Annotated in this window: 16 protein-coding genes; 11 read left to right on the top strand and 5 right to left on the bottom strand. The window is 65.8% G+C overall.

Translation table 11 applies throughout. The features are described 5' to 3' along the window. The first annotated feature begins 165 nt into the window (after positions 1–165). The 6 genes from paoA (at position 166) to PO883_RS25395 (ending at position 9,129) form a co-directional block, all read left to right on the top strand. A complete protein-coding gene (gene paoA, locus PO883_RS25420; RefSeq protein ID WP_289312236.1) occupies positions 166–804 on the top strand; it encodes an aldehyde dehydrogenase iron-sulfur subunit PaoA in 639 nt (212 codons plus the stop codon). Continuing rightward, positions 801–1,754 carry a xanthine dehydrogenase family protein subunit M gene (locus PO883_RS25415; RefSeq protein WP_289312235.1) on the top strand — a complete coding sequence of 318 codons (954 nt, stop codon included), beginning with the start codon at positions 801–803 and terminating at the stop codon, positions 1,752–1,754. The genes paoA and PO883_RS25415 overlap by 4 nt, the downstream gene beginning before the upstream one ends. Before the next feature lie 3 nt (positions 1,755–1,757). Further along, positions 1,758–3,956: an aldehyde oxidoreductase molybdenum-binding subunit PaoC gene (paoC, locus tag PO883_RS25410; RefSeq protein WP_289312234.1), complete on the top strand. Its 2,199-nt coding sequence runs from the start codon at positions 1,758–1,760 to the stop codon at positions 3,954–3,956. Between the two features lie 129 nt (positions 3,957–4,085). Beyond that, positions 4,086–5,042 (top strand): cupin-like domain-containing protein, encoded by a 957-nt coding sequence (locus tag PO883_RS25405; RefSeq protein ID WP_289312233.1) that lies wholly within the window; start codon positions 4,086–4,088, stop codon positions 5,040–5,042. 100 nt (positions 5,043–5,142) lie between these two features. After that, a complete protein-coding gene (locus tag PO883_RS25400; RefSeq protein WP_167091119.1) occupies positions 5,143–5,892 on the top strand; it encodes a bifunctional 2-polyprenyl-6-hydroxyphenol methylase/3-demethylubiquinol 3-O-methyltransferase UbiG in 750 nt (249 codons plus the stop codon). Positions 5,893–6,012: 120 nt separating this feature from the next. Next, positions 6,013–9,129: a CHASE domain-containing protein gene (locus tag PO883_RS25395; RefSeq protein WP_289312232.1), complete on the top strand. Its 3,117-nt coding sequence runs from the start codon at positions 6,013–6,015 to the stop codon at positions 9,127–9,129. A 12-nt stretch (positions 9,130–9,141) separates the two neighbouring features. On the opposite strand, the gene PO883_RS25390 is transcribed toward PO883_RS25395, so the two are convergent. Both PO883_RS25390 and PO883_RS25385 read right to left on the bottom strand, forming a co-directional pair. Next, positions 9,142–10,935 carry a DUF4157 domain-containing protein gene (locus PO883_RS25390; protein WP_289312231.1) on the bottom strand — a complete coding sequence of 598 codons (1,794 nt, stop codon included), beginning with the start codon at positions 10,933–10,935 and terminating at the stop codon, positions 9,142–9,144. Positions 10,936–11,032: 97 nt separating this feature from the next. Then, positions 11,033–11,344, bottom strand: a complete 312-nt coding sequence (locus PO883_RS25385) for a YdhR family protein (RefSeq protein WP_167091125.1) — start codon at positions 11,342–11,344, stop codon at positions 11,033–11,035. 231 nt (positions 11,345–11,575) lie between these two features. Here PO883_RS25385 and PO883_RS25380 point away from each other — a divergent pair, with 231 nt between their 5' ends. After that, the gene (locus tag PO883_RS25380) at positions 11,576–12,139 is read left to right on the top strand and encodes a hypothetical protein (protein ID WP_289312230.1); all 564 of its coding nucleotides are present in this window, start codon (positions 11,576–11,578) and stop codon (positions 12,137–12,139) included. Positions 12,140–12,191: 52 nt separating this feature from the next. On the opposite strand, the gene PO883_RS25375 is transcribed toward PO883_RS25380, so the two are convergent. After that, positions 12,192–13,505: a sigma-54-dependent Fis family transcriptional regulator gene (locus PO883_RS25375; protein WP_289312229.1), complete on the bottom strand. Its 1,314-nt coding sequence runs from the start codon at positions 13,503–13,505 to the stop codon at positions 12,192–12,194. A 214-nt stretch (positions 13,506–13,719) separates the two neighbouring features. Here PO883_RS25375 and PO883_RS25370 point away from each other — a divergent pair, with 214 nt between their 5' ends. The 4 genes from PO883_RS25370 (at position 13,720) to PO883_RS25355 (ending at position 18,397) form a co-directional block, all read left to right on the top strand. Then, positions 13,720–14,601 (top strand): MBL fold metallo-hydrolase, encoded by an 882-nt coding sequence (locus PO883_RS25370; RefSeq protein WP_289312228.1) that lies wholly within the window; start codon positions 13,720–13,722, stop codon positions 14,599–14,601. A gap of 14 nt (positions 14,602–14,615) precedes the next feature. Then, entirely contained in the window at positions 14,616–16,286 is a 1,671-nt protein-coding gene (locus PO883_RS25365; RefSeq protein WP_289312227.1) for a bifunctional protein tyrosine phosphatase family protein/NAD(P)/FAD-dependent oxidoreductase, read from the top strand. Between the two features lie 10 nt (positions 16,287–16,296). After that, positions 16,297–17,094: a sulfite exporter TauE/SafE family protein gene (locus PO883_RS25360; RefSeq protein ID WP_289312226.1), complete on the top strand. Its 798-nt coding sequence runs from the start codon at positions 16,297–16,299 to the stop codon at positions 17,092–17,094. Positions 17,095–17,359: 265 nt separating this feature from the next. Next, positions 17,360–18,397: an energy transducer TonB gene (locus PO883_RS25355; RefSeq protein WP_289312225.1), complete on the top strand. Its 1,038-nt coding sequence runs from the start codon at positions 17,360–17,362 to the stop codon at positions 18,395–18,397. Positions 18,398–18,442: 45 nt separating this feature from the next. Here PO883_RS25355 and PO883_RS25350 read toward each other — a convergent pair whose 3' ends face one another. Further along, on the bottom strand, positions 18,443–20,023 hold the full coding sequence (locus PO883_RS25350) for a chitinase (protein WP_289312224.1): 1,581 nt from the start codon (positions 20,021–20,023) through the stop codon (positions 18,443–18,445). Positions 20,024–20,491: 468 nt separating this feature from the next. Then, entirely contained in the window at positions 20,492–23,380 is a 2,889-nt protein-coding gene (locus PO883_RS25345) for a hypothetical protein (RefSeq protein ID WP_289312223.1), read from the bottom strand. Between the last annotated feature and the right edge of the window lie 5 nt (positions 23,381–23,385).

The raw sequence follows: 23,385 nt of genomic DNA, 5'->3' as shown, positions 1-23,385 counted from the left end.
TTTATCGCGCCAGTGTTCGCGTTCTAACAGACTGCTCATTTGTTCATGGGCAATCTCTTCAGATTGCACGTTTTTCGGATGCGCCACATCGCCTTTGCGGCGCCCCGTCGGGGAGCGGGCGCTCGTGCGGGAAGCCAAAACAATCAGCGAAGAGGATGCCATTACATGGACGAGTTCAGCGACATCAAACTATCGAGGCGGGAACTGCTGATCGCAGGCGCCATCAGCGTCACGGCGGCCAGCGTGCCCGCTGCGGCCGACGCTGCCGCAAGCCCGGCTGGCGCGCCGCCGGAGACCACCAAGGTCGCCTTCCAGGTCAACGGCAAGCGCCATACGCTCGACATCGACACCCGCACCACCTTGCTCGATGTGCTGCGCGAGAACCTGCACCTGACCGGCACCAAGAAAGGCTGCGACCATGGCCAGTGCGGCGCCTGTACCGTCATCGTCGACGGCCGCCGCATCAATTCCTGCCTGACCCTGGCGGTGATGCATGAAGGCGCCAAGGTCACCACCATCGAAGGCTTGGGCAACAAGGACAAGCTGCATCCGATGCAGGCGGCCTTCATCAGGCACGACGGCTACCAGTGCGGTTACTGTACGCCGGGCCAGATCTGCTCGGCCGTGTCGGTGCTCGATGAAATCAGGCAGGGCATCCCGAGCCACGTCAGCACCGACCTGATGGCGCGTCCGCAAGCCACGCCCGACGAAATCCGCGAGCGCATGAGCGGCAATATCTGCCGCTGCGGCGCTTATTCGAACATCCTCGACGCGATCACCGACGTCGCGGGGAGCAAGGCATGAAGGCCTTTACCTACCAGCGCGCCACCAGCAGTGCCGACGCCGCAGCGGCCGCCATGCGCGCCCCCGGCGCCAAATTCATCGCGGGCGGCACCAACCTGCTCGACCTGATGAAGCTGGAAATCGAAACGCCGGGCCACCTGATCGATGTCAACGGCCTGGGCCTCGACAAGATCGAAGCGACCGCGGACGGCGGCCTGCGCATCGGTGCCCTGGTGCGCAACACCGACCTGGCGTCCAGCGAACGGGTGCGGCGCGATTACGCCGTGCTATCGCGCGCCTTGCTGTCGGGCGCATCGATGCAGTTGCGGAACAAGGCGACCACCGCCGGCAACCTGCTGCAGCGCACCCGCTGCCCGTATTTTTACGACACCAACCAGCCGTGCAACAAGCGTCAACCGGGCAGCGGCTGTTCGGCCATCGGCGGTTTCAGCCGCCAGCACGCCATCGTCGGCGCCAGCGACGCCTGCATCGCCACGCACCCGAGCGACATGGCGGTGGCCATGCGCCTGCTCGACGCGCAAGTCGAGACGGTGCGTGCCACCGGCGCCGCGCGTACCATCCCGATTGCCGATTTCCACCGCCTGCCGGGCAGCACGCCGCACATCGAGACAGTGCTCGAACCGGGTGAACTGATCACCAGCGTCACCTTGCCCAAGCCGCTGGGCGGCACCCATGTGTACCGCAAGGTGCGCGACCGTTCCTCGTACGCCTTCGCGCTGGTGTCGGTCGCGGCCGTGATCCTGCCGGGCGGCGGCGGCCGGGTGGCGCTCGGCGGCGTAGCGCACAAGCCGTGGCGCATCGAAGCGGCCGAGCAAAACATGGCTGGCGGCGCCAAGGCGGTCGTCGACCAGTTGCTGGCGGGCGCAAAAACGACGCACGACAACGCGTTCAAGATCCTGCTGGTCCAGCGCACGCTGCACGCGGTGCTGGCGGATGCGAAGAAAGGCTGACCCATGAAGTTCACCACACCTGCCACCACCAATCCCATCGACCAGCTCAAGGTGGTCGGCCTCCCGCTCGACCGCATCGACGGCCCGGCCAAGACCACCGGCAGCGCGCCGTACGCCTATGAGCAGCACCAGGCCGCGCCCAACGCCGCCTACGGCCATGTGGTCGGCGCCGGCATCGCCAAAGGGCGCATCAGGTCGATCAACCTGGATCATGCGCGGCGCGCGCCCGGCGTCATCGCCGTGATCAGCGCCGAGAACGCGGGTGCGCTCGGCAAGGGCAAGATGAATACCGCCAAGCTGCTCGGCGGGCCGGAGATCGACCACTATCATCAGGCCATCGCCCTGGTGGTGGCCGAGACGTTCGAGCAGGCGCGCGCCGCCGCCAACCTGGTCAAGGTGGAGTACGCGAAAGAGAAGGGCGCTTACGACCTCGATCAAGCCAGGGAGTCGGCGACCGTACCCAAGTCGTCCAAGCCGGACACCAGGGTCGGCGATTTCGACGGAGCCTTTGCCGGTGCGCCGGTGAGGCTCGATGCCACCTACCGCACGCCGGACCACTCGCACGCCATGATGGAGCCGCACGCCTCGATCGCCTCGTGGGAAGGCGACAAGCTGACCCTGTGGACCTCGAACCAGATGATAGCCTGGACCCGCGGCGAGTTGGCCAAAACACTCGGCATCCCGAAGGAAAACGTGCGCCTGGTTTCGCCGTACATCGGCGGCGGCTTCGGCGGCAAATTGTTCCTGCGTTCGGAAGCGCTGCTGGCCGCCCTGGGCGCGCGCGCGGCCAAACGGCCGGTCAAGGTCGCGCTCAGCCGTCCGCTGATGATCAACAACACCACGCACCGGCCGGCCACCATCCAGCGCATCCGCATCGGCGCCACGCGCGACGGCAAGATCAGCGCCATCGGCCACGAAACCTGGTCGGGCGACCTGCCGGGTGGGAAGCCCGAGGAAGCGGTCCAGCAAACCCGCCTGCTGTATGCCGGCGCGCACCGCATGACCAGGACGCGGCTGGCCGTGCTCGACCTGCCCGAGGGGAACGCGATGCGCGCGCCGGGCGAAGCGCCGGGCCTGATGGCGCTGGAAATCGCCATGGATGAAATGGCGGACAAGCTCAAGATCGACCCGGTGACCTTCCGCATCCTGAACGATACCAAGGTCGATCCGGAAAAACCGGGCCGGGCGTTTTCGCAGCGCCGCCTGATCGATTGCCTGCGCACTGGCGCCGAGCGCTTCGGCTGGAAGGCGCGCAACGCCGAACCGGGCAAGAGGCGCGAAGGACGCTGGCTGATCGGCATGGGCGTGGCCGCCGCTTTCCGCAACAATCTGGTGATGAAGTCGGGCGCCCGCATCCGGCTCGACGCCAAGGGCATCGTCACGGTGGAAACCGACATGACCGACATCGGCACCGGCAGCTACACCATCATCGCCCAGACCGCGGCGGAGATGATGGGCGTGGCGATCGACAAGGTGGTGGTGCGCCTGGGCGACTCCCGCTTTCCGGTGTCGGCCGGATCGGGCGGGCAGTGGGGCGCCAACAGCGCCACCGCCGGCGTGTACGCGGCCTGCGTGAAGATGCGCGAGGCGGTGGCGCAGAAGCTCGGTGTGAATGCGGCGGAGGCCGAATTCACCGATGGCGCCGTGCGCGCCGGCGGCAAGAACGTTCCGCTGGCACAGGCCGCGCAGGATGGCGAACTGGTGGCCGAGGACAGCATGGAGTACGGCGACCTCGATAAAAAATTCCAGCAATCGACCTTCGGCGCACATTTCGTGGAAGTGGCGGTCGACAGTGCCACCGGTGAAACGCGCGTGCGGCGCATGCTGGCCGTGTGCGCGGCGGGGCGCATCCTCAATCCGAAGTCGGCGCGCAGCCAGGTGATTGGCGCGATGACGATGGGACTGGGCGCGGCGCTGATGGAAGAACTGGTGGTCGACACCCGCGGCGGGTTTTTTGTCAATCACGACCTGGCCGGGTATGAAGTGCCGGTGCATGCCGACGTGCCGCACCAGGAGGTAGTGTTCCTCGACGAGACCGATCCGATGTCCTCGCCAATGAAAGCGAAGGGCGTGGGCGAGCTGGGGATTTGCGGTGTGGCGGCGGCGATTGCGAACGCGGTGTACAACGCCACCGGCGTGCGCGTGCGCGAGTATCCGGTCACGCTCGACAAGCTGCTCGCGAAGATGCCGGCCATGACCTGAAGCGGGCCAGCCACGCCACGAAAAGTGGAACAGCGCCATCGCATACGTTATGCTGTCGCCCCACGGCGCGAACGAGGGTAGTGGTTCGCCGCCGGGTCAAGCTGAGTAACGGGAAGATGGTAAAGGTCTATGTCAAGTAAGAAGAAACCGGTGGTCCCTGGACTGGAACCACCGCAGGCGCGCCTGGCGCCACGGTTGCCGCCGACGCTGCTGGCGACGGAATCGGCGTGGGCGGGGGATGCCGCCGCCAAAAAGCAGGCGCGCGAAGAACGCGATGCGCTGGTGCGCGGCGTGACGTCGATTGAGGAGATGCGCGACGCGATCCGGCGCGTGGGACGCGGTCTGCCGGCGATTTCCGAGCTTGCGCGCGTAGGCATACTGGACGCTGCGGCCTTTCGCGCGCGTGCGGCGCAAGGTTTGCCATTCGTGATCCCCGGGGTGGTCAAGCGCTGGCCACTGTCCGGCCTCACGCCGCACACGCTGCGTGAACGCTTCAGCCACGTGCCGGTGCGCGCGCGGGTGGGGCACTATATCAATACGGCATTCGCGCCCGACCGCGCCATGCAGGATATGTCCATGCTGGAGTATCTGGACCTGGTCGATGCCGGGGCGGAGGGCTTGCCACCTTACCTGGGCAACCTGGAGCTGCGCGAGTTGAACAGCATGTGTTTCTGGCCCGCGTATTTCAGCAAAATGGGTCCGCCGCGTTTCTGGCTCGGGCCGGCGGGAACGGTGACGCCGCTGCATTGCGATTATGACGATAATATCTTCGCGCAGATATGGGGTACCAAGCAGATTTTCCTGTCGCCGCCGCACCATGACGAATTCCTGTACGCGAATCCGGCCAACGCCATCCTGTTCGGCTCTCCGTTCGACCCGGAGGCACCGGATTTCGACAGATTCCCGCTGGCGCGCCAGGCGACCATGATCGAGTGCATCGTCAATCCGGGCGACATGCTGTATGTGCCGGCCGGGTGGTATCACCAGGTGCGCGCGCTGACGTTTTCGCTGTCGGCCAACCGGTGGGCGAGGGCGGTGCCGTTTGCGCTCAATGGCGAACCATCCTTGCTGCGGACATCAAGCTAGCGAAGGACAGACGGACGCACCTGCCGCCACGCAACATTTGGCAAAATGATATTATTCCCCTCCGGCATCGCGTGTGTGCCAAGCCAAGGACGAGGAACCCATGACCGATTTTTACGACCGCCTGACGCCGTTCTATCACCTGATCCACCAGGACTGGCACGCCAGCGTCGCGCTGCAAGGCGAGCAGCTCAGCAAACTGATCGACGCCGAATGGCCAGGCAAGCGCACACTGCTGGACGTTTCCTGCGGCATCGGCACCCAAGCCATCGGCCTGGCCCAGCGCGGCTTTTCCACAGTCGCCTCCGACCTGTCCGAAAAGGAAATCGAGCGCGCCCGGCGCGAAGCCGAGCTGGCCGGCGCCAGCATCGACTTCTCCGTCTGCGACATGCGCCGCGCCCACGAGCACCACGGCTCCGGCTTCGACATCGTCCTGTCCTGCGACAACTCGCTGCCCCACCTGCTGACCGACGCCGACCTGCTCACCGCGCTGCGCCAGATGTTCGCCTGCCTGGCGCCCGGCGGTGGCTTCCTGATGTCGATGCGCGACTACGAGCGCGAAGAGCGCGGCGTCAACCTGGTCAAGCCGTATGGCGCGCGTACCGAAGACGGCAAGCGTTACGTGCTGTTCCAGGTTTGGGATTTCGAGGGCGAGCATTACGACCTGACCTTCTACTTCATCGAAGAAAACCTCGCGACCCAGGCGGTCCAGACCCACGCGCTGCGCTCGCGCTACTATGCCATTTCCACCGACAAGATGTGCGCCCTGATGCGCGAAGCCGGCTTTGCGCAGGTGCGCCGGATCGACGGCGCCTTCTACCAGCCGATTCTGGTGGGCACCCGCCCAGCATGATCGGCGCGCCACTGCAAGCCGGGCGCGCGGTGTATCCGCAGAGTAGGTGTACTGCAACACTTTGCCTTGGAGAGTGCGGCGTTTGGTGAATAATAGAGGCTGACCCTTGCGAAGATGCCTATGCCGACCAGCGTTGCCCAGCCTGACGACAAGCGCAGCGGCGGACCGCGTGCCACCCGCCTGCGCGGTAAGTACGCTCCCTTCATCCTGGCGCTGTCGATTTTCCTGCTCGCCATGATCGCCACCGCTTTCGCCTGGCATGTCGCGCGTGCGCAACTGCTGGCCAGTCAGGAGGCCGAATTCGCCTTCGAGGCGCGCCAGATGGAACGGCGCATCGGGCAGCGCATGGCCACCTACGAACAGGTCCAGCGCGGCACCCAGGCCTTCCTGCTCGGCTCGATGCAGGTCGGACGCGAGGATTTCCGCGCCTATATCGCCTCGCTCAAGCTCGACGAAACCTATCCCGGCATCCAGGGTATCGCCCTGGTCGAACTGGTCGCGCCCGCACGGCTCGACGCCCACACCGCCGAACGGCGGCGCGAGAGTCCTGGCTACACCGTCCATCCCCTTGGCGAGCGGCCGGTGTTCTCGGCCATCACCCAGATCGAACCGTTCACCGGCCTGAACCTGCGCGCGCTCGGCTTCGACATGCTGAGCGATCCAGCGCGGCGCCAGGCCATGGAACGCGCGCGCGATAGCGGCCGCGCGGCGGCCTCGGGCAAGGTGCGCCTGATCCAGGAAAACGGCCGCAACGAGCAGGCCGGGCTGGTCATGTACGTGCCCGTGTACCGGCGCGATGCCCCCACCGCCACGCTGGCCGAGCGGCGCCAGAACATCATCGGCTGGGTTGGCGCGCCATTTCGCATGGACGACCTGATGGCTGGCCTGGGCGGCGAGCGTTCAAACGACGTCATGCTCTCGATCTACGACGGCAACGTGGTCGGCGACAGCGCCCGGCTGTTTCGTTCGGTCCGCGAGACGCCTGCCGACATGCAGCGGCCGGCGCGTTTTTCGGCCATCTTGCGCGTGGCCGTCGCCGGCCGGCCGTGGACACTCCAGCTGCGCTCGGCCGCACAGTTCGAGGCGCGCCTCCAATCGGACCGGCTGCAGTTCATCGCCATCGTCGGCGTGGCCGCCGGGGCCTTGCTGGCGCTGCTGGTCTGGACCCTGGCATCCGGCCGTGGACGCGCCATGGCGCTGGCCGCCGACATGACGCAGGAACTCAGCGCAAGCGAATTTCGCTGGAAATACGCGCTCGAAGGCGCCGGCGATGGCGTCTGGGACTGGAACCGGGGCACTGGCGATATTGTCCACTCGCGCCGCTGGAAGGAAATGCTGGGCTACGGCGCCGACGAAATAGAACCGACCAACCCCGCCTTCGAGGCCCTGATCCACGACGAGGACCGCGCGCGCGTGCTCGCCACCCTCAATGCCTACGTCGAGAGCACCGATCAAGCGTACGAGTGCCAGTTCCGGCTGCGCTGCAAGAACGGCACCTGGCGCTGGATCCGCGCGCGCGCCATGGCGGTCACGCGCGATGCCGATGGCCACCCCTTGCGCACCATCGGCACCCATACCGACATCACCCGCGCCAAGGCCGACGAGCGCACCCTGCTCGAAGCGAATGCGCGCCTGGCGTCCGAGCAGCACCGGGTCAGCGTCATCCTCGACCATTCGCACGATGCCTTTGTCGCGGTCAGCGCGGACGGGCGCATCACCGACTGGAACGCCAAGGCCGAAGCCATGTTCGGCTGGCCGGCGGCGGCCGCCATCGGGCACGATCTGGCCGAGCTGATCATTCCGCCCGAACTGCGCCCCGCCCACGACGCCGGCATCGCGCGCATGGTCGCCAGCGGTACCGGCACCGTGATCCGCAATGTGTTCGAGGTCAGCGCGCTGCACCGTGACGGGCGGCGCGTGCCGGTGGAACTGGCCATCGCCGGCTTTCCGCAGGCGTCCGGCTTCGTCGTGAGCGCGTTCATGCGCGACGTCTCCGGGCGCAAACATGCCGAGCAGCTCGAAGTCGAACGCAGCCGGGCGCTGGAAGACGCGCGCCAGGCGCTGCAACATGCGCAAAAGCTCGAAGCGGTCGGCAAGCTGACCGGCGGCGTGGCGCACGACTTCAACAACGTGCTGCATGTCATCGGCGGCAATGTGCAACTGCTCCAGCTGAGCAACCGCGACGATGCGCGCCTGCAGAAGCGCTTGCACTGCATGCAGTCGGCGGTCGACCGCGGCGCCAAGCTGGCTTCGCAGCTGCTCGCCTTTGCGCGGCGCCAGCCGCTGCAACCGGTGGTGCTCAACCCGCTGCAAATCCTGCGGGCCATGGACGACCTGCTCCAGCGCGCGCTGGGCGAGTCGGTGCGCATCCGCATCGAAGCCGACGACGGCCTGTGGAATACCCTGGTCGATCCCGGCCAGTGGGAAAACGTGGTCATCAACCTGGCGATCAACGCGCGCGACGCCATGCCCGGCGGCGGCGTGCTGACCATCGGCCTGCGCAACGACCGCATCGATGCCGGCGAGGCAGGCGCGCTGATCGATCTGGCGCCGGGCGACTATATCCGCTTCAGCTTTGCCGATACCGGGCAGGGCATGGACGGCGAGGTGATCGCGCACGCCTTCGAACCCTTCTTCACCACCAAGCCGGTGGGGCAGGGGACCGGCCTGGGCCTGAGCATGGCGTACGGTTTCGTCAAGCAGAGCGGAGGCCATATCGCGCTTGAAAGCGAGGCGGGCAAGGGCACCACGGTGCTGATCTACCTGCCGCGTTCGGCCGAACGCGCGGCCGGCAAGCTTGCTGCGCCCGAGCAGGACGTGGTCGGTGGCGGCGAGACGATTCTTGTCGTGGAGGACGACGCGCAAGTGCGCGCGACTGCGGTGGCGACCTTGAACGAGCTGGGCTACTGCGTGCTGGAAGCGCACGACGGCGCCAGCGCGCTGGCCATGATCCGCAATGGCGCCTGGATCGACCTGTTGTTTACCGATGTGGTGATGCCGGGGCCGGTGTCGAGCATCGAACTGGTGTCGCTCGTGCAGCAGGCGCTGCCGGGAGTGGCGGTGCTGTACACGTCGGGCTACACGCGCGACGCGCTCACCACCGGCGGCCGGGTCGATGAGGGCGTGCGGCTGCTGGGCAAGCCATACCGGCGCGCGCAGCTGGCCCAGCAGGTGCGCGACGCGCTGGCGGGGCGGATAACGGCGCCCGAGACGCTCACCACGGGCTCGGGGTTGTGACTGTCCGGGCGACTACAGCGTTTCCTTGTGAAATAACTGCATTCCTTCGAGCACATCAGCCACCAATGCATCGACGGTCGCAAGGCCGCCGAACACGTCGGGGCCATGCGGCAGGATGGCGGGGCTGAACCCCTCTTCGACCAGAAATCTGTTGAGCATGACAAACATGTGCAGGCGTCCGTTTGCATCGCCAAAGAAATGCCCGATATGTAGCGAACGGATCGTCGTGACGATACGCTTTAACTTGGCGTCGTTTTCCTGCACATTGAATCGTCCCTCGTAGTACAGCTTGAGGATCGCGTTGACCAGCAGCTTGCCATCGGCTTGTGAATAGTTCGTGTCCATGTGCCCCCCGCCGCCATCCTGGCTATGCAGGGTGATGGCCTTGGGCTGGTCTTCGCGGGCCGTGCTCGGGAGCGCCTCCGCCAGCAGTGGCGTGTCGGAGATCATTACCTGCCTTGCTTCATGGAGTGCAGCCAGCCTTTCGAGCCGCTCCAATCCTTGGCCATCCGGGATCTCCGGTGTGCCAAATTGCGAAAACTCTTCCCGTCCGCCCAGTTTCTTCATCTTTTCCGGGTCGGCTGTGTATTTGATGACGGCGTCATGCAGGGCCGTATAGCTTTCATAGTTCAATTGTTCGCGCGGCGACTCGGGCTCTTTTTCTTCCTCGGCGCTAGCGCTGGGACGGGACGGTGCCAGCATCGGTGCCAGCGCTTCAAGCATGCTCTGCTGGTAGCCCGGCGACTGTTGGGAATCGAACAGCATGCCCGGATTCGCAGAATTGCTGTCCACCGCCTCTTTGTGATACTTTCGATCCAGGTAAGTTTTCCACAGTTTTTCTTTGGGGATGTCGCTCAAGACGTGACGCGTCACCTGGTCCGCCGCCTTTTTGTTATGTCCCGTACGCAACTCCACCAGGACGTCGTAGGCGTCCGTCACGACCTTGTTCAAGCGGGCCTCGGCATCGGCATAATGATCGGCATCGACGGTACTGTCCCGCACTCCGGACAGCGCATCGGTGAGAAGCACGCCCCTCTGGTGATAGGCGTCGTCGAGCACGATCGTGCTTCCCCGCTGCTGGCCGTGTTGCTTGTGCATCTGGCCGAGCGCCTTGTTGACGGCGGCTACCGCCGCTTCTTCCAGCGCGTTGAGCTTTTTTTCAGCGCTGGTATAAGAACTGGGATTAAGTCCCCACCAGCCGCTGAATCTGGCGAAACGCATCAACTGCAGCGGAGGGCTTGGGCTTGCCGCCACATTGGCCGCCGGCACCTGAGCGGCTGTCGTCTGCTGCTGCATCGCCTTCGCGCCCATGATGTCGGCCTCGTGTTCCAGGCCTGCATCGTCATTGACCGCGACCGCGTCGCGCAGCTGCATGGTTGGCTTGACCCGTCCCTGGGCTTGTTGCACCACATGCCATGCCTCGTGCGGCAGATGCTTTTCCTGCCCGTGGCCGAGATGGATTTCACTGCCCTGCGCATATGCGTGCGCGTGCAGCTGCGCCGGCAGCGTCGAGTTGTAGTGCACGTTCACGTGGTCCATGGCCAGGCCGGACAAGGATTCCACGCCTGCCTTCAACTGCGGCGGCAGGCCGGTCCGGCCCTGCCCGCCGGATTGCCGGCGCTGTGCAGGGGGCATGCCGCGCTGCCGGGCTCCCGCCGTGATGAGCTCCGCTTGCGACAGTTGTCGTCGTACGCGTGCGCTGTCGTTAGCCATTTGTTGCAGTGTGCCCGGCCCAGCGGCATGGGCTTGCGCATCGACGCCGGTGCGCGTAGTCTGACTTTCCTGTGTCGGCAACCTGGTTTTCATGAGGCTTCTTTCTTCGCCGCTGGACAATGGCAGATCAGGCGCCGCATCGCGGCGATATTCGTGCAAATTGACGCGACCAGAGCTGGCGTGGCACGCCTTAGTAGGTGAAGACTTTCTGGGCCACGTTGTCGACCAGCACCGGACTGTCGAAGTAGGTGACCGTAGGCTCGGTGCCGTATTTCTCCCGGACGAATGCGCGCCAGGCTTCGGTGTACATCGCTTCCGCATCCGCCCGCGCATTCCAGACGTAGACGCCGCCCGCGGTGGCGCCATCTTCGGAGAGCACGTAGTGCTTCCGAAGCAAACCGGGCACGTCTTGATAGGTGGGCGCGGTGCTCAGGAAGATGGCGCGTGCCTCTCCATGAGTGATCGGCGTGGGCAGCGCAAACGCGGTAATCGCGATAATCATCCCTTACTCCCATGGTGTCATACGGATGGTAAAGACCGGCTTTGCTTCAAGCGTATCGTCCCACTGTATCATGCCTGGACAGGACGCGGGATGCGGGCCGTGGCGGCTGCCTGCGCAGGCAGTGAAGCGTCGTGCCGGGATTCATTCAATTCTCGAACGCACCACGGTGATCGGATCGGCAATGCTGGCGCAGGTAGTGGCGCACATTCAACAACTTAAAAGGGCAAATAATTGAACCTATCCGTTTTACTTGGAAAAAGAGCGCTGGGAGCCTTACTGGCCGGCTTTTTAATGTTGCAAGGATGCGCAGTAGGGCCGAAAGCCGACGTGCTGAAATACTCGTCGCACGACCTGGGCGTGCTTTGCTTCGGCGGAGTCAGTAAGGTACGCCTGACATATGGCGGTGCCCCACACAAATTGCTCAATGGCAAAGGTGATGCGGCACCTCAAAAAACCCTTGCGGATGCCACACGCATTCCGGGCTTCCTGTACGGTACGTACGACACATTCGTGGGGCCAATCGACATGCAGTGGCGCTCGCGCGATGGCTCCGAGCTGAGCCACGCCGTCGACCTCAACAAGGAGATTGCCGGTCGCCATATCCCGTATGACCATCCGGAGCGCGTCTACGCCGCCAAACCGTTCGTCGGAAAACCAGTCATCATTGTCGAGTTTGACGATCGGACCGTGAAGGTCTACCTTGCCGCGACGTTGCAGGTGATTCCTCTCGATGCCGCGAAGCCAACTCTCGACCATGTGCAGTCCCGCACGCTTGTTTTTTCCAGGACCTTGTGATGGACTCTTGCACCCGCAGGGCGAGGTGCGGATAGTCAGGCTGCACCAGGAATCAGCGCTTCCCCTGCTGTTTGAGGCGCCGGTACAAGGTGCGCTCGCTGATCCCCAGCGACGCCGCCAGCTCGCTGCGGGTCCTGGCAACATGGCTTGGCGCGCCGTCCAGTGCGCTGCCGCCGGCCTTCGGCGTCGGGCCGGGCAGCGCCGGCGCCGCAGGCAGATGCGCGACGCGGATCACGCCATCGTCGGCGAACAGGCTGGCGCGCTCGAGCACATTGCGCAACTCGCGGATATTGCCCGGCCAGGGGCGCCGCTGCAGCTCGGCCAGCGCATCCGGATCGATGTTCAGCGCGCGCATGCCGCCGCTGGCCCGCCGCAGGAACGAATCGGCCAGCAGGGCAATGTCGCCGGCGCGCTCGCGCAAGGGCGGCAGGCGGATCGGGAACGCATTGATGCGGTAATACAGGTCTTGCCGGAACTCGCCGCGCGCCACCATCGCGTCGAGCGGCTTGTGGGTGGCCGCGATCAGGCGAAAGTTGGCATGCAGCGTTTCCACTCCGCCCACGCGCCGGTAGGTGCCCGTTTCGATCAGGCGCAGCAGCTTGACCTGCATCGCCAGCGGCACGTCGCCGATTTCATCAAGAAAAATGGTGCCGTCCTGGGCCGTCTCCACCAGCCCCGGCTTGCGCGTCGCCGCACCGGTGAACGCCCCTTTTTCATGCCCGAACAGTTCGCTCTCGAACAGGCTTTCGCTCAGTCCCGAGCAGTCGACCACGACCAGCGGGCCGCCGGCGCGTCCGCTGGTGGCGTGCACGGCGCGCGCGAACAATTCCTTGCCGGTCCCCGATTCGCCCAGCAGCAGCACCGGCAGCATCGACGGCGCCACCCGTTGCAGCGCCGCCAGCGCCTGGTTGAAGGCGGGCGCGCGGCCGACCAGTCCATCGTCGCTGGGCCGCGCCGATGCGCTGCGCACCGTCGACAGGCGCTCGACGTAGGCGGTAATGACCCCGTGTTCATCGAAAATCGGCCGCAGTTCGACATCCACATGTTCCGGCCCGCGCGGCGTGTGGTGAATGTGCAGCACGCGGTCCGGCCCGCGCAATTCCTGCGCCTTCTTCATCGGACAATGCTCGCCCGCCTGGTCGCAGGGCAGGTCGTAGTGATGCGAGACGCGGTAGCACTTCTGGCCGATGAACGGCTTGCCGGTGCCGCCGAACTGGCGCCGGTAGGCGTCATTGGCAGCGAGGATGTTGTAGTCCGGATCGAGCACGATCATCGGCTGCACCTCGTGATCGAGGAAGGACACCAGCGACTGCACCTGCGCGGACAGCGGCGCGGGCGGCGCCGGGATAGTTGGGTCGATCGGCATCGCGTGGCTCCTGGTCAGACCCGCATGGTGGGCCAGCCCTGCCATGACTGTCAAGTGACACTGCCATATGGCAGTGCGCTGGCAGTCGGCCGCCACCCGCTCGCTAGTATGAATTCCTCAACAAATCAATGATATGGATCATGCTTTCCGTGCGATGCATCGCTGGCATGCATTTTGCTGCGTCTAGCCTTGAACCAGAGGAGACTGCCACAGCATGAGCACAGCACCATTCCAGGTCGAGGGTTTCTTCGACGCCAGCACCAGCACCGTCAGCTACCTCGTGCTCGACCCCGTCACGCGCTGCTGCGCCCTGATCGACAGCGTGCTCGACTTCGACCAGAAATCCGGCCGCACGGCCACCACCTCGGCCGACATGCTGATCGCGCGCGTGGCCGAACTGGAGGCCACGCTCGAGTGGATCCTGGAAACCCACGTGCACGCCGATCACCTGACCGCCGCGCCCTACCTGCAACAGCGTCTCGGCGGCAAGACCGGGATCGGGCGCCACATCGCCGCCGTGCAGGAAGTCTTCGGCACCTTGCTCAATACCGGCGCCGGCATGGCGCGCGACGGCAGCCAGTTCGATCACCTGTTTGCCGACGGCGAAACCTTCCGCATCGGCACCCTCGCGTGCCGTGCGCTGCACACGCCCGGCCACACGCCGGCCTGCCTGAGCTATGTCGTCGGCAGCGGCGCGCAGCTGGCCGCGTTCGTCGGCGACACCCTGTTCATGCCCGATTACGGCACCGCGCGCTGCGATTTTCCCGGCGGCGACGCGGCCACGCTGTACCGCTCGATCGGCAAGGTGCTGGCCCTGCCCGACGACACCTTGCTCTACATGTGCCACGACTACCAGCCGGGCGGGCGCGAGGTGCGCTTCGTCAGCACGGTGGCCGAGGAGCGCGCCCACAACGTCCACGTCGGCAGCGGCATCAGCGAAGACGCCTTCGTGGCCATGCGCACCCGGCGCGACGCCACCCTGGCCATGCCGGCCCTGATCCTGCCGTCGGTCCAGATCAATATGCGCGCCGGGCACTTCCCCGAACCCGAGGCGAACGGCCAGCGCTACCTCAAGATTCCTCTCAACGCGCTGTAAGCGCAGCAGGCACCATGCACATTCACGCGCTTACGCCCGCACTGGCGGTATCGGCCCAGATCCTGCCCGAGCAGCTCGAAACCCTGCGCCAGGCCGGCTTTTGCAGCATCATTTGCAACCGTCCCGATGGCGAGGCCGGCGACCAGCCCCTGTTTGCCGAGATCGAGCGCGCCGCGCACGCTGCGGGGATGGCGGCCCACTATCTGCCGGCCGAGTCGGGCAAGGTGACGGACGAGCAGGGCGCCGCTTTCGGTGCCTTGCTCGACCGGCTGCCCAAGCCGGTGCTGGCCTACTGCCGCAGCGGCATGCGCTCGACCACGATGTGGGCGCTGTCGCAGGCCGACCGGATGCCGCTGCCGCAGATCGTCGACGCCGCCCGCAAGGCCGGCTTTAACATGCAGGGCGTGGTGCGGCGCATCGCCAACCACGGCCGCACGCCGCTCGATGTGGCCGAGGCCGAGCATGCGGTGCTCATCATCGGCGGCGGCGCGGCCGGCATTGCGACGGCCGCCAGCCTGCTGGCGCGTGCGCCAGGCCTCGACATCGCCATCGTCGACCCGGCCGATGTGCATTACTACCAGCCCGGCTGGACCCTGGTCGGCGGCGGTGTCTTCGATGCCGCGCGCACGGCCCACACCATGGCGTCGGTCATCCCGCGCGGGGTGCAGTGGATCAAGGCGGCCGTGGCGGCTTTCGAGCCGGAGCGCAACGCCGTCATCCTCGACGGCTGCCGCGTGGTGCGCTACGGCCAGCTGGTGGTGTGCCCGGGCCTCAAGCTCGACTGGCACGCCATCGCCGGCCTGTCCGACACGCTCGGCAGCAATGGCGTGACCTCGAACTACCTGTACCACCTGGCGCCGTACACCTGGCAACTGGTGCGCAGCCTGCGCGCCGGCCAGGCCATCTTTACCCAGCCGCCGGCGCCGATCAAATGCGCCGGCGCGCCGCAAAAAGCCATGTACCTGGCGGCCGACCACTGGAAGCGCGGCGGCTTGCTGGACCAGGTACAGGTCGATTTTTGCAGCGCCGCGCCGGCCCTGTTCGGCGTGCCCGCGTACGTGCCGGCGCTGATGGAATACGTGAACGCCTATGGCATCGGCCTGCATCTGGGCCACACCCTGAGCGCTGTCGACGGCCCGGCCCGGCGCGCCACGTTTACCCGCCTGAACGCCGGCGGCGAGAAGGAAACCATCACGCGCGCATTCGACCTGCTGCACGTGGTGCCGCCCCAGGTGGCGCCGGACTTCGTGCGCGTCAGCCCGCTGGCCGACGCGGCCGGCTGGATCGATGTCGATCCGGCCACCCTGCGCCACCGGCAGTGGGCCAATATCCACGCGCTGGGCGACGCCATCAACACGACCAACGCCAAGACGGCGGTGGCGGCGCGCAAGCAGGCCCCGGTGGTGGCGCACAACGTGCTGGCGGCGCTGGGTCAGCGCGCCGGCGTGGCGCGCTACGACGGCTACGGCGCCTGTCCGCTGACGGTGGAGCGGGGCAAGATCGTGCTGGCCGAGTTCAGTTATGGCGGCAAGCTCGCCCCCAGTTTTCCATCGTGGCTGATCGACGGCACCCGGCCGTCGCGGCTGGCGTGGCTGCTCAAGGAACGCATCCTGCCGCCGCTGTACTGGCGCGGCATGCTCAAGGGGCGCGAGTGGCTGGCCAAGCCGGCCCTGGCCGACGCGTGAGCAAGTCCCGATGACTATCGTGGCGCTGCTTGGCTGTGCGGTCGGCATCGTGCTGGCCCTGACTGGCGCCGGCGGCGGCATCCTGGCCGTGCCGCTGCTGGTGTTCGGCGTCGGCCTGACCGTGGCCGACGCCGGGCCGATCGGTTTGCTGGCGGTGGCGCTGGCGGCCAGCCTGGGCGCCGTCATGGGCCTGCGCAGCGGCACCGTGCGCTACAAGGCGGCGCTGCTGGTGGCGGCGGCCGGGGTGGTGTGCTCGCCGCTGGGCTTGTGGCTGGCGCAGCGCATGCCGAACCGGCCGCTGACGGCCATCTTTGCCGTGGTGCTGATGTATGTCGCCGTGCGCGCCTGGCAGCGTGCGCGCTGCGCGGAGGGCGCGGCGCCGCCACGCGCCACGCCGCCCCCATGCCGGCTCGACCTCGCGCGCGGCAAGATCAACTGGACGGCGCCCTGCGCGCGGGCCCTGTGCTGTTCCGGCCTGGTGGCGGGGGGACTGTCCGGCCTGCTGGGCGTGGGCGGCGGTTTCGTCATGGTGCCGGCGCTGCAGCGCTTCACCGATCTGGGCACGCAATCGGTGCTGGCCACCTCGCTGGCGGTGATTGCCCTGGTGTCGATGTCGGGCGTGGCCGCCAGCGCCGCCAGCGGGCACCTGCAATGGGCCATCGCCTTGCCGTTCGCGCTGGGTGCGCTGGCGGGCATGGGCGGCGGCCGGCTGCTCGCGGCGCGCCTGCCCGCAGCCCGCCTGCAACAGGGCTTTGCGCTGGTGTCGGCGCTGGTGGCCGTGGCGATGCTGGTGCGCGCCCTCGGCTAAGCGTCCGCACCGTGTGGTTGTTTCGCACACAAATGGTGTCATTTTCATAAATATCTTGAGCCTCGCGGCGGTTTCGGATAAATTTCACTCCGGAAATTTCCACTTCTACTTTCACTGACAGGTTTGCTATGTGCCGAATCCAAAGCGGTGTTGCGCTGGGTCTGCTTTTTAAGCAGCTGCGCCACCCAATATCAGAACACGGGCTTGACCGGCGTTCACGCCAGCTCCCAGGCTCCCGCGCGCGGGCCCCTTGGGGAGCGCCGCAATGCTGAGGCTAGGCGCGCTGCTGGCGCTGACTGTCCTGGCATCGGCCGCATCGAGCGCCGAACTGCCTTTGTCCGCCTGCGCGGCCCAGACCTATCCGGCCGAAGCGCTGCGCTACCGGATGGAAGGGGCGACCCGGGTCCAGCTCGGCGCGGACAAGGCGGCGCGGGTGATCGGCGTGATCGGCGAGAGCGGCTACGCCGTGCTCGACCGCGCATCGGTGGCGCTGGCGGCTACCTGCAAACCGGCGCGCGCCAGCGACGATGGCACGCCGTGGGTGATCACGGTGCCGTGGAAGCTGCCGGTGCAGGCGGGTTACCTCCCGGCCCGGCTGGCTGTCGAGCACTGTACGCGCAGGAATAAATTGATCCGCTTCCCTGAGCTGGACGGCCCGCTGCCGAATGTGACCGTGCGCGTGCTGGTATGGACCGATGGCGCGCCGGTAACGCCCAAGATTGAACTGTCGAGCGGCGAGCCGCTGGTGGACAAGCAGGCCATCGACATCGTCGAGAACTGCCGTTTCAATCCGGCCACCCTGGCGGGGACGGCGGTGGAGGGCGCCATACTGGTGCCGCTGGCATTCGACAGTGCCGGCGTGTCCGACGAGAAGTTGCGCGCGGCGTACAGGCGCCTGAGCGACCCGCTGCTCGGCAAGAAGGAGTACAAGCTGGCGCAGATCCGCTTCGCGTCCGAAACCGCAGCGACACAGGCGATCGGTGAAATCAAGGGTGGGGCCAGCTTTGCCGAGATCGCCCGCACCCGCGCGAAGAAGCCGAACAAGACCAGGCTTGAAGGTGAGCTCGGCTGGATGCGCCTGGCCCAGATGGATAAATCCATTGCAGAGGTCATCGAGGCGCACGGCGTGCCCGGCGTGGTGCCGGTGCCGGTGCGCGGTGTTGCCGGCGGTTGGCATGTGATCGAAATCCAGCAAACGCGCCCGGCCGAATCGGGGGGCTACGAGCAGCTCAAGGCCGAGCTCAGGCGCAAGCTGATCGAGGAACGGGACATCGTGGTGCAGCAGCCGCCGGCGCTGAACTGATGTCGATGAAAGGGCGGCCCTTTCCCGAGCGGCCCTTCCTGCTGCTTACGGCAGCGTTTTCAGGGTCGCCTTGACGGGCGCCGAGAAGTTATAACCGTCGTGCTTGTCCCAGTTGATCGACCACGTCATCACGCCGCGGAACTCGGGGTAGGCCTTGACCGGCTTGATGGTGCCGCAGTTGAGCAGGCGGGTCAGGCAGTTGAGCGCGTTGTTGACATCGGTCGTCGTGGTAAAACCCGAACCGGCCGAACTTCTGCCCGACGGCACGCCAAAGCCCACCTGGTCCGGACGCAAGCCGGCAAAGGTATTGCCGCCGTACGTAAAGCCTTCGATCAGCATTTTCGCGGTGCCCACCAGTTGATCGGTGGAGCCGGCCTTGAGCGGGCCGCTCGCGTAGGGCGTGTAGATGTCGCCATTGTTGTAATACTGCGGATGCAGGATCGTCAGTTCGTTACGCAAGGCGTTGATGATCGGGATGTACGCGCCCCAGATCGACCCGTAGCTGGTAAAGCCACCTTCCACATACACCCATTCCGGCGCCATCGACAGGTAGAAGCCCGCGCCCACCCTGGCCTTGAGGTTCTTGACCGCGAGCGGCAGGTAAGTCTGGATCGCCGCGCCTTGCGAGACGCCGTTTTCCAGGTCGAGGTCGATGCCGTCGAAGCCATATTTGACGATGATCGCGTGCAGCGAATTGGTGAAATTGGTCGCCTCGGCGCTCGAGCCGACCGACACCGATCCGTTTTGTCCGCCCAGCGATAGTATGACCTTCTTGCCCTGCGCCTTTTTGGCCTTGACGTTGGCGATGAACTGCGCTTCGCTGCCGGCGCTCGGGTCGACCGTGAAGCTGACGTTGCCGCCGCCGGCGTTATCGGCGAACGAGACCACGATCACGTCCCAGTCATTGCTGACCTGGCTGATCGGGTAGGTGTTGCCGCTCGGGTTAGCGAAGTTGTGCCAGTAGCCGACCAGCGCGTGTTTAGCCAGGCCGGTCGGGGTTGGCGTCGGCGTTGGAGTAGGTGTTGGAGTAGGTGTTGGAGTCGGAGTCGGAGTCGGCGTCGGCGTCGGCGTCGGCGTCGTACAAGAACCGCCAGCCGTCCACAGCGTCGCTGAGTCTTTCGGATTCCAGTTGGTGCCGACGTACGCGGTGTGAGTCACGAGCGCCTTGTAGGACACGCCGAGGTAGCTGACGACCTGGCCTGCGGTATAGGTGATTCCTTCGGCCCACAACGCGCAGCCCGCTGGCGTTGGAGTCGGGGTTGGCGACGGCGTTGGCGTTGGCGTAGGTGTCGGCGTTGGCGTTGGCGTAGGTGTCGGCGTGGTGCCGCACGACCCGCTCACCGTCCATGGCTTGCCGCTTCCTCCAACCCCGCTGTTGGTTGATGGATTGTCGCCCTGCGTCCAGTAGGCGGCCGTGTAGTTGATGCCCCCGTAACTGGCCGATTTGCCGCCTTCGTAGGCGGCGGCGCTGTTCCAGGCCGCATAACACACGCTCGTTGCCGCCATCATCTTGCTTTGGGATGACTGGGTGCCGGTGGAGGTAGTGCCACCGTTGCTGCCGCCGCACGCGGCCAGCGACCCGCCCAGTACGCTGACGATCAGGCTGTTGATGATTGTTCTGTTCAATTGAGGCTCCATATCAAATTGTCGGGACACGTGCGTGCCGGAGATAAACCAGGTCGATCCATGTGCCGCGCGAAGTTCCTTGCTCGTGCGGCATGGGCGGAATCAATCCGCGCAGCGATTATGATGCCTTATATGCAATATCGCTAGACCAATATAACACCAATATGCGGGAATATGCATACCAGATTGAATGAAACCAATACCAGATATGCGTGCAGGGAAGTATTGGTAACGCAGCGCACCGGCCGTGTGGTCCGTGCAATGCCTTGGTGTCGCCGTCCGGATGAGCTGTGTTTGATTGGCACTGCGGTATCGCGACTGCAAAGCAAGCCGCACGCGTGCGGCGCCGCCAGCACGCAGCCGCACGGGCGCGGTTACTGGACGAACCGAACGCCACGCGGAGAAAGGACAGCCAGAAGCGCCTGACCGTCCGGCAAGGCAGCGGCAGTACCGGCCCGCCTGCCTCCCTTACGGCCGCTCGTTGCGCTCCTTGAATTTGGCGCGGAAATAGAAATACATGCCGATCAGGCACAGCACCAGCACGGCGGGGATCAGGTAGCCGTCCGTCAATGGCGCCAGGTAGGGATCGAACAGCAGCAAGGCGACCAGCACCAGGACGGCCAGCAGCGCCACGGCCAGCGGCACCAGATAGTGTTTGCGCAACACCGTGCGCGCCTGGCACGAGCGTGCGTACGTGATCGCCAGCACCACCAGGATCAGGACCATCAGATCGAGCGCGAAGCGCAGCAGCCAGCGGTATTCGCAGACGATTTTTTTGAGCGTGCTGTCGGTGCTGCTGGCCTGGCCCGGCGGATCGCGGAAAAAGTCCTGGATGCAGTCGTCCACCGATTGCGATTCGTTGCAGTGCTTGACGCCGGCCACCGCCGGCTTGGGGGGCGCCGTGGCGGACAATGGCCGTCCCGGCCAGAAACCGACCCCGCCGAAATTCTGGTTGAAATAGACCAGGTCGTCTTCCAGCTGTTGCCAGCCGTCGCCGTCAAAATTAATGACCGGCACCATCCGGTTCAAGAGATGGAGCTGATCGACGCCGGTATTGCTGCTCTCGATCTCGCGCCGCAGCAGTAGCTTGTTCTGCCCGCTCGGCTCATCGAACAGGACCAGGAAGTAGGGCAGCCTGCGCACCTGTTCGCGCTGAAACAGCTGCAGGGCCTTGGCGCTCAGCGACGCTGGCGCCGGCGTTTCCTTCGGACGCACCATGCCGGCCAGCTTGTCGTATTGGTAGATTCCCGTGTTCAGTTCGGCGCGCCGCATCATGATGTTCAGGGAAAAATCGTACTCGTCCAGCATGGGACGCAGCCTGGCAAGGAAGGCATCGAACTGGACCACTGAAACGGGGTCGCGCGGATAGCCATCGAAATACAAGGTCACGCCATCGCCTCGAACCGGCACCGGCGCCATGCCGAACGACAGCCATGGCCGCGCCCTGGACGGGAAGTCGGTCATGCGCCCGCGGAGCAGGCGCACGATGTTGTCGGATAGCTGGTTGAACCGGAATTCGCGCTCCTTGGCGCTCAGCGCCGCCCATGGCCCCCAGGCGCTGCGCTGGATCACCCAGTCGACACTGACCCGGTGCCGGCGCGCGGTGGTGACGAAATCGAGCTGCCGGTCGTCCTTGCCACTGAACAGTTCGCTGACCCTGCCGCCGCCGTTTGCCATGATCAGTTCGCCGTTATCCTCGAACGTGACCCCATAGTAATTTACGCGCGACACCAGGCTGAAATCGATCCGCTGGGCGGCGCCGCCCTGCCAGAACGGCAGGAAGCGGAACACCTGGGTTTTCTGGTCGTCGCTGCAACCGCACAAGCCCGCCGCCAGGGTGATCGGTGCGGACGGGTTGTACGCTGGCGTCTTGCGCCCCACCTGGTCGAACAGGTAGCTATAGCGCTTGTACAGCTCGCCCACCGTGCTCGCTTCCGTGGTTCCCGGACTATCGCTGGCGATCGCCCCGTCGCTGGCCATGTCGGGGGCCGCTGGCGCGCACAGCTTGGCGTCGCGCAGGGATTGAAGGCGCTTGCCGAGCCCGGGGTCGGCATCGCGGCCGGAACTGACGGCGGCGATCAGTGCCTTCATGTCGTCGTCGCTCATGCGCCCGGATGGGGGCGGCGCCCGGCGCGTGGGCGGCGTGACCTGCTGGCAACCGCCGATGCCCACGCTCAGCCGGTCTTGCAGCGCGCGCGCAAACAGTTGCTGGTGCGGGTACTGCATGCCGACCATCTTTTGCAGCAGGGTGGCCAGCGGCGCGGGCAGCACGGGCCGGTCGGCAATCGCGGCCAGCGTTTCGTCGGTCACGCCGATGCCGTGGTCGGTCGTGACAGCATGCTCTTTCAGCAGCGGCAGCAGCGGCCCCGTCTTCTCGCCTGTATCGGCCAGCAGCGCTTGCACCTCCTCCTCGAAGTCGGCGTGCGCGATGACGGTGTCCGGTTCCACCAGCGCCTTGAGCGCCTTGACCGTGGCGGCCGAAAATTCACGCTTGCTGGTGATGGTCTTCAGGTCGTCCTCTGTCAAGCCGTACCAGTACGCCTGGCCAACCCTGTCGCCCGCGTTGACAACTTGCGGCGTGACCACCGCGTGGTAGCGCACCAGCACCGGCGGCAGCTTGACCTCGTCGAGCCGGAGCCGGATCGGATACAGCGCGGCGCGGTCGGTCTGCTTGTCGATCCACTGTCCGAATTCGACGCTGAGCACATCGGGGCGCCATTCCTTGTGCGCCGCCAGCCGGTCGGCGAAATGCAGCAGGGCGGCGACCGACTCCTCCGACACGTTCGGCGCCGGTTCGATGTTGTAGTAGAGCCAGAAGCGCGTGATGAAGGAGAGCGTGATCGGTCCCACGACGTTGTCCGACAGGGGCTGGCCGGCCGTGGCGTGGGCTTTCGCGTACGACGCGTCGCCCTGGAAGATCAGCTTGAGCGCATCCTGGATGCGCTTGCGTTTTTTGGCGTCGTAACGTTGCAGCACCTCGACCGACAGCAGGCGCGGCGCCGCAGTCGCTTTGTTTGGCGCCGGCGTGGCTGCCGCAATCTGCTTGGGTGGAGCCGGCGTGGCTGCCGCAATCGGCTTGCTTGGCGCCGGCGTGGCCGCAGCAGCCTTGGATGGCGCCGGCGTGACCGGTACAACCGCCGCCGGCTCGGCCACGACAACCGTTTCCGGCCTTGGTACGGGCACGGTAATCGCTTCCGGCGGCATCGGCCTGGACGCCGCGCCAGGCTTGGGCGGTGCCGGTGCCGCCGCCACAGGCGGCACCGGCGCGGTGGCGGCCCGCACCGCCGGTTCGGCCAGCGCCAACAGGACGCCCAGCGCCGCACAGGGAAGGAAAGACCAGCGTGAATGTAGGTTCATAGATC

This window comes from Massilia sp. DJPM01 (assembly GCF_030348125.1).
In the GTDB taxonomy this organism is placed as follows: domain Bacteria; phylum Pseudomonadota; class Gammaproteobacteria; order Burkholderiales; family Burkholderiaceae_D; genus Telluria_A; species Telluria_A frigida.
This window is presented reverse-complemented; position numbering and strand designations above follow the sequence as displayed.